This is a genomic window from Zoogloea sp. (assembly GCF_044344315.1).
In the GTDB taxonomy this organism is placed as follows: domain Bacteria; phylum Pseudomonadota; class Gammaproteobacteria; order Burkholderiales; family Rhodocyclaceae; genus Zoogloea.
Genome location: NZ_JBIJDC010000168.1, coordinates 1 through 5,684, shown reverse-complemented (window position 1 = coordinate 5,684; position 5,684 = coordinate 1). Strand labels below are relative to the sequence as shown.

General features: G+C 62.2%; 8 protein-coding genes. 7 read left to right on the top strand and 1 reads right to left on the bottom strand.

Annotation, left to right across the window (positions count from 1 at the left end):
* The 6 genes from mltG to ACIQ09_RS21465 form a co-directional block, all read left to right on the top strand.
* A partial coding sequence (gene mltG / locus ACIQ09_RS21490) for an endolytic transglycosylase MltG (protein ID WP_398314344.1) occupies nucleotides 1–624 on the top strand: 624 nt, incomplete at its 5' end.
* Nucleotides 621–1,238: a dTMP kinase gene (tmk, locus tag ACIQ09_RS21485; RefSeq protein ID WP_398314342.1), complete on the top strand. Its 618-nt coding sequence runs from the start codon at nucleotides 621–623 to the stop codon at nucleotides 1,236–1,238. The genes mltG and tmk, both read left to right, overlap by 4 nt.
* Nucleotides 1,235–2,296 (top strand): DNA polymerase III subunit delta', encoded by a 1,062-nt coding sequence (holB, locus tag ACIQ09_RS21480; RefSeq protein WP_398314340.1) that lies wholly within the window; start codon nucleotides 1,235–1,237, stop codon nucleotides 2,294–2,296. Before tmk ends, holB begins: the two co-directional genes overlap by 4 nt.
* A 23-nt stretch (nucleotides 2,297–2,319) precedes the next feature.
* Nucleotides 2,320–2,661: a PilZ domain-containing protein gene (locus tag ACIQ09_RS21475; RefSeq protein ID WP_398314338.1), complete on the top strand. Its 342-nt coding sequence runs from the start codon at nucleotides 2,320–2,322 to the stop codon at nucleotides 2,659–2,661.
* 21 nt (nucleotides 2,662–2,682) lie between these two features.
* Entirely contained in the window at nucleotides 2,683–3,456 is a 774-nt protein-coding gene (locus tag ACIQ09_RS21470; RefSeq protein ID WP_398314336.1) for a TatD family hydrolase, read from the top strand.
* Entirely contained in the window at nucleotides 3,453–4,136 is a 684-nt protein-coding gene (locus ACIQ09_RS21465; RefSeq protein ID WP_398314334.1) for an ankyrin repeat domain-containing protein, read from the top strand. The genes ACIQ09_RS21470 and ACIQ09_RS21465 overlap by 4 nt, the downstream gene beginning before the upstream one ends.
* A 32-nt stretch (nucleotides 4,137–4,168) precedes the next feature.
* On the opposite strand, the gene ACIQ09_RS21460 is transcribed toward ACIQ09_RS21465, so the two are convergent.
* Nucleotides 4,169–4,348, bottom strand: a complete 180-nt coding sequence (locus ACIQ09_RS21460; protein ID WP_398314332.1) for a hypothetical protein — start codon at nucleotides 4,346–4,348, stop codon at nucleotides 4,169–4,171.
* A gap of 176 nt (nucleotides 4,349–4,524) precedes the next feature.
* Between ACIQ09_RS21460 and ACIQ09_RS21455 the strand changes: the two genes are divergently transcribed.
* A partial coding sequence (locus ACIQ09_RS21455; RefSeq protein WP_398314330.1) for a tyrosine-type recombinase/integrase occupies nucleotides 4,525–5,684 on the top strand: 1,160 nt, incomplete at its 3' end.

The window sequence follows — 5,684 nt, the reverse complement described above, 5'->3', positions numbered from 1 at the left end:
CGCCATCCGGATCTGCGCCACGACAGTGCAGGCCTGACTGACAGTGAGCTGCTGGCGCGTATTGGCGCTGACGCCACGCACCCGGAAGGCCAGTTTTTCCCAGATACCTATCTGTTTTCCCGGCGCAGCAGCGATCTGGACGTGTTGAGACGTGCCCATCGCCAGCAGCAGAAGATCCTGCAGCGGGAATGGGAGAAGCGTGTCGAAGGGCTGCCTTACCAGACGCCTTACCACGCCTTGATCATGGCTTCGATTGTCGAAAAGGAAACCGGCCAGGCTGTCGACAGGCCGATGGTGGCCTCGGTTTTCGTCAATCGGCTACGCAGTGGCATGCTGCTGCAGACTGATCCGACGGTGATATACGGCATCGGCCCTGATTTCGATGGCAATCTTCGCAAGCGCGACCTGCAGACCGATACGCCCTATAACACTTACACGCGGCCTGGCTTGCCCCCCACCCCGATTTCCATGCCTGGCGTCGCCGCCCTTCGGGCCGCGCTCAACCCCCCCAGCACCGATTTCTATTATTTTGTCGCCCGAGGGGATGGCTCCAGTGCTTTCTCCCGGAACCTGACCGAACACAACCGGGCCGTTGCCCGCTACATCCGGAAACAGCAACCGTGAAATCCCGCTTCATCACCTTTGAAGGCATCGATGGCGCCGGCAAGAGCAGCCAGATCGCCGCCGCTGTTGCCCTGATCCAGTCCCGTGGCATTCCCGTGGTGCAAACCCGGGAGCCAGGTGGAACGCCCCTCGGCGAGAAACTCCGAGCGCTCCTGCTCCACGAACCGATGCACCTGGAAACCGAGGCGCTGCTCATGTTTGCCGCGCGCCGTGAGCACCTTGCCGCGCGTATCGAACCGGCGCTGTCGTCGGGCGCCTGGGTGGTTTCCGATCGCTTTACAGATGCCACTTACGCCTATCAAGTGGGGGGGCGCGGGTTGGATGAGAAGCGCTTCGCGGTACTGGAAAAATGGGTGCATCCCCATCTTCAGCCCGATCTGACGCTGATCTTTGATCTTGATCCCCAGGTTGCCGCAAGCCGCCTGGCCGGTACCGGGAATGCACCCGATCGTTTCGAGCGGGAACAAGCCGATTTTTTCGAGCGGGTGCGCAACGCCTACCTGCGCCGGGCGGCCGCAGATCCGGCAAGAGTCAAGGTGATCGATGCCGATCAGCGTCCGGAAGAAATTCGCAAAGAACTTGAACAAATAATTTTAGAGAACTGTTTTCAATGATTTTTGAATGGCAGTCCGGCTTATGGGCCCGGGTGCTCGACAGCGCTGGCCGCATGCCCCATGCCTTGCTTTTTGCCGGCCCTGCGGGCGGTGGAAAGCGCATTTTTGCCGAGGCTCTGGCAGCGCGGATCCTATGCCTGCGTCCTGCGCCGGACGGGCATGCCTGCGGGCAATGTGAGGACTGCCAGTGGCGCCTGGCCGGCAATCATCCCGATCTGCTCCGGGTGATCCCTGAGGCCGACCAGGAAGAGCGCGCCGACGCGCCCGCCGAGAAGGCCGAAGGGGGCAAGGCCGCCAGCCGGCAGATCGTGATTGACCAGATCCGTGCCCTTCAACAGGCCCTGACCACAGGTGGGCACCGGGGCAGTCAGCGGGTGGTAATCGTTGATCCGGCTGAGGCGATGAATGTGTTTACGGCCAATGCTCTTCTCAAGTTGCTTGAGGAGCCGACGACAAGTACCTTGTTTTTACTGGTTTCATCTTCCCCAAAACGTCTGTTGCCAACTATCCGCAGCCGCTGCCAGACCTGGGCCTTTCCCCGCCCGCCGGCCGAGCAGGCTGCCCGTTGGCTCGCAGAGCGCAAGCTCCCGGATGCCCCGGCCTTACTGGCCTTTTGCGGTGGCATGCCCTTGGCTGCAGCGGACATGGCCGAAGGCGGCGGTGCGGCAGCACGGCGGCGCTTTGCCGACGAGATTTCCACTCTCCCCGGCAAGGCTGCACTGCGTCTCGCCGGGGAGTGGGAGAGCTGGCTGAAAGGCAAGGACGCTCTGGCCAGTGGATTCGACATGCCGACCCTGGTGAGCTGGATGCAGCGCTGGGTGGCCGATCTGGTCAGTGTCCGGCTGGGTGGGCCGGTGCGCTTCTTCCCGGATCGGGAGGATGTTCTCAGGGGGCTTGCCGGGCGCTTGTCCGTGGACGCCGCCCTTGGCTGCTACAATGAAATTACACAGTCGCGCCGGGTCTCGCAGCATCCTCTCAATGCCCGGCTTTTCTTGGAAGACATGCTTCTGCGGTATGCCCGGGGTCTGCAGGCAACCGCACCGGCGGTGCGTAAATGAATGAGCCTGTAAGACGATCGACGATGACGCGCCCCAGCGTCCTGTCCCTGAACATCAGTTCCAAGTCGGCGCTCTACGCTGCCTACATGCCATTTATCAAGAACGGCGGATTGTTTGTTCCCACCGCCCGGATCTACAAGCTGGGTGACGAGATTTTCATGATCCTCCAGATCATGGATGACCCCACAAAGCACCCCGTTGCCGGCACCGTTGCCTGGATTACTCCCGCCGGGGCCCAGGGGAACAAGACTCAGGGCATCGGGGTCCAGTTCGGAGGGGATGAAGCAGGGCAGGTGCTGCGCAACCAGATCGAGCACATCCTTGCCGGTCACCTGGGCTCGTCCCGCCCAACCCATACCATCTGACTGATACACCGGCACCCCTCAATGTTTGTCGATTCCCACTGCCACCTCGATTTTCCTGACCTGATCGAAAACGAAGCCGCTATTTTGGAGCGCATGGCCGAAAACGGTGTGACGCACGCCCTGTGCGTCAGCGTGAAGCTGGAAACCCTGCCGGCTGTCATCGGTCTGGCTGAACGTCATGCCAACCTGTTTGCATCGGTTGGCGTACATCCCGACAACGCCGATTGCGATGAGCCTGACGAGGCGAAGCTCCTTGAGCTCGCAGCCCACCCCAAGGTTATTGCCATTGGCGAAACGGGCCTGGATTACTACTGGCACAAAGATGCTCCCGAATGGCAACGGACCCGGTTCCGGACGCACATTCACGCCGCCCGGCGTTGCGCCAAGCCATTGATCATTCACACCCGGGACTCCGCCGTCGATACCATCCGCCTGATGCGCGAAGAGCGCGCCAGCGAGGCTGGTGGCGTGATGCACTGCTTTACCGAAACCCGCGAGGTGGCGGAGCAGGCGCTGGACCTGGGCTTCTATATCTCGTTCTCCGGGATCGTCAGCTTCAAGAACGCCGAAGCCCTGCGTGACGTGGCCCGCTTTGTGCCCGCGGATCGCCTGCTGGTGGAAACCGATTCTCCCTACCTCGCCCCCATGCCCTTCCGCGGAAAGACCAATCAGCCGGCCTATGTCCGCCATGTGGCCCAGGCGGTTGCCGACGCACGTGGGGAAAGCCTCGCAGCCGTGGCTGAAGCCACTACCCGCAATTTCTTCCGACTGTTCAAGGACGCACGCCCCTCATGAAGCCCGTTGCGCAGATTTTTCGCCCCCGCACCCAAGCACTCCTCGCACTACTTCTGGGCCTGCAATTGTCTCTGCCGGTTGCGGCGGTGTCGCTGGACGACCTGTTGAATGCCGCCAAGTTGGGCGATGCCGGGGCCGTCACCCAGTTGGTATCGCAGGGCATGGATACCAACTCCACCGACCAGAACGGCAACAGCCTGCTCATTCTGGCGGCTCGCGAGGACCAGCCCAAGGTGGTGGAAGCGCTCGTCAAACAGCGGGGTATCAAGCTTAATGCTCGCAACGCAGCCGGCGACAGCGCGCTGATGCTGGCCAGCCTCAAGGGTCACGCCGAGGTGGTTCAGCTGCTTCTGGCGGCGGGCGCCGAGTTTGACCACGAGGGTTGGAATCCGCTGCTCTACGCCGCTTTCGAGGGGCGCCTGCCTGTGGTGGAGCTGCTGCTGGCCAAGGGTGCAAACCCCAATGTGAAGGCCCCCAACCGCACGACGCCCTTGATGTTTGCCGCCCGCAACGGCCATGAGGAGGTTGTGGTTCGTCTGCTCAAGGCCGGCGTGGATCTCGACTGGAAGAACGATCAGAACGAAACGGCCGAGAGCTGGGCCATCAAAAACCGCAACACGGACATCGCCGGGCTGATCCAGGCCTCACGCAAAGCCCGCGCAGCGGGATCTGGCAAGTAAGCCTTCGGCCGAGGCCTGGCAAATCAAGCCGATCAGAAATGACGCCCGTGGCCAAAACGCCAGGGCAGGGAAGGGGCAATCCGCCGGAGCAGAGCGACCCCTACGAGGGCCAGGATGGCGGGGACCAGCGCCTGGCCGCCCTGGCCGCCGGCCAGAAGTACGCCCACAATGAGACCACTCAGCATCAGGGTGCGGCAGATGAGGCTTTCCATGATTGACTCCTTTTCAGAACGATTCGAGCCGGACAAGGGCTGAAATGCATCACGACCAGGACTCGCCTTGTGTTGTTTCCTGGCTCACCCTTCGATAACTGTAATTATATACAGTGTTCGACACATGGCAAGTTCTGTCGAGAGAAAATCTCTGCCTGACGGGTAAACTCCCGCCCATGAAGGCGAAGAATCCCGACACCAGCGCACCCCCCGCCCCGCAAGGGCCTGTCCCCGTCCGTCCCCTGGACGAACTGACGATCCCCCCCGATCTGGACGGGAGGAACGGTGTAAACAGGGCCGACCCGGCCCGCCTGCAGATCACTGCGAATACGGATGCCGACGCGATCCGCTGTTTTCTTACCGAGTACGACCGCTCGCCCGGCACCTACCGCATCTATCAGCGGGAGTGCGAGCGCCTGCTGCTCTGGTCCTTGATCGACTGTGGCAAACCCTTGTCCAGTCTCAATCGCCAGGATTTCGAGGGCTATCTGAATTTTCTTGCCGACCCTCAGCCATCTAACGTGTGGTGTGGCCCCAAGGCCGAGCGCATCACCGAGCGCTGGCGCCCCTTTGTCGGCCCGCTCAGTGAGAGCGCGGTGCTCACGGCGATGGCCGCCATCAATTCGCTGATGAGCTACCTGGTGGATGCCGGTTACCTGCTTGGGAATCCCCTGGGGCTGATCCGTCAGCGTCGGCGCAAGATGTCTGCCGAGGTGAGCGGTCCGTTGCGCGCAGTGGCCAGCACGGAAGAGGTCAACAAGATCGAGCGCTTCCTGGATACGCAGATGTGGCAGGCAGTGACGGACGCCATAGAGGCCATGCCAAAGGATGCCGAACGGGGGCGCGACGAGTACGAACGGGCCCGCTTCATTGCTGCAACCCTTTACATGCTGGCGCCTCGTGCTGGCGAGCTGGAAAGCCACCGCATGAACAGCTTCCGTGAAGAGCGCGGTCTGTGGTGGTGGTACGTGGTGGGGAAGGGCGGCAAGAGAGCCAAGGTGCCGGTCGCTGACGACATGCTCCAGGCCTTGATCCGCTACCGCAAGTATCTGGGCCTGACGGCCGTGCCGCGCCGTGATGACACGACGCCGCTGCTGGTATCGGTGAAGAACGGGAGTCCGATCACGGCGCGCCGGCTCAACCAGATCCTGAAGAAGATCTTCAACGCCGCCGCCGACCTGCTGCCGGACGACGCCGAGCACAAGAAGGAAAAGCTGCGTGCCGCATCGGCCCACTGGGGGCGCCACACCGGTATCACCGCCAAACTGGACAGCGGCATCGACGAGCGTTTCGTGCAGAAGGATGCCCGGCACACGGATGCCCGCACTACCCAGCG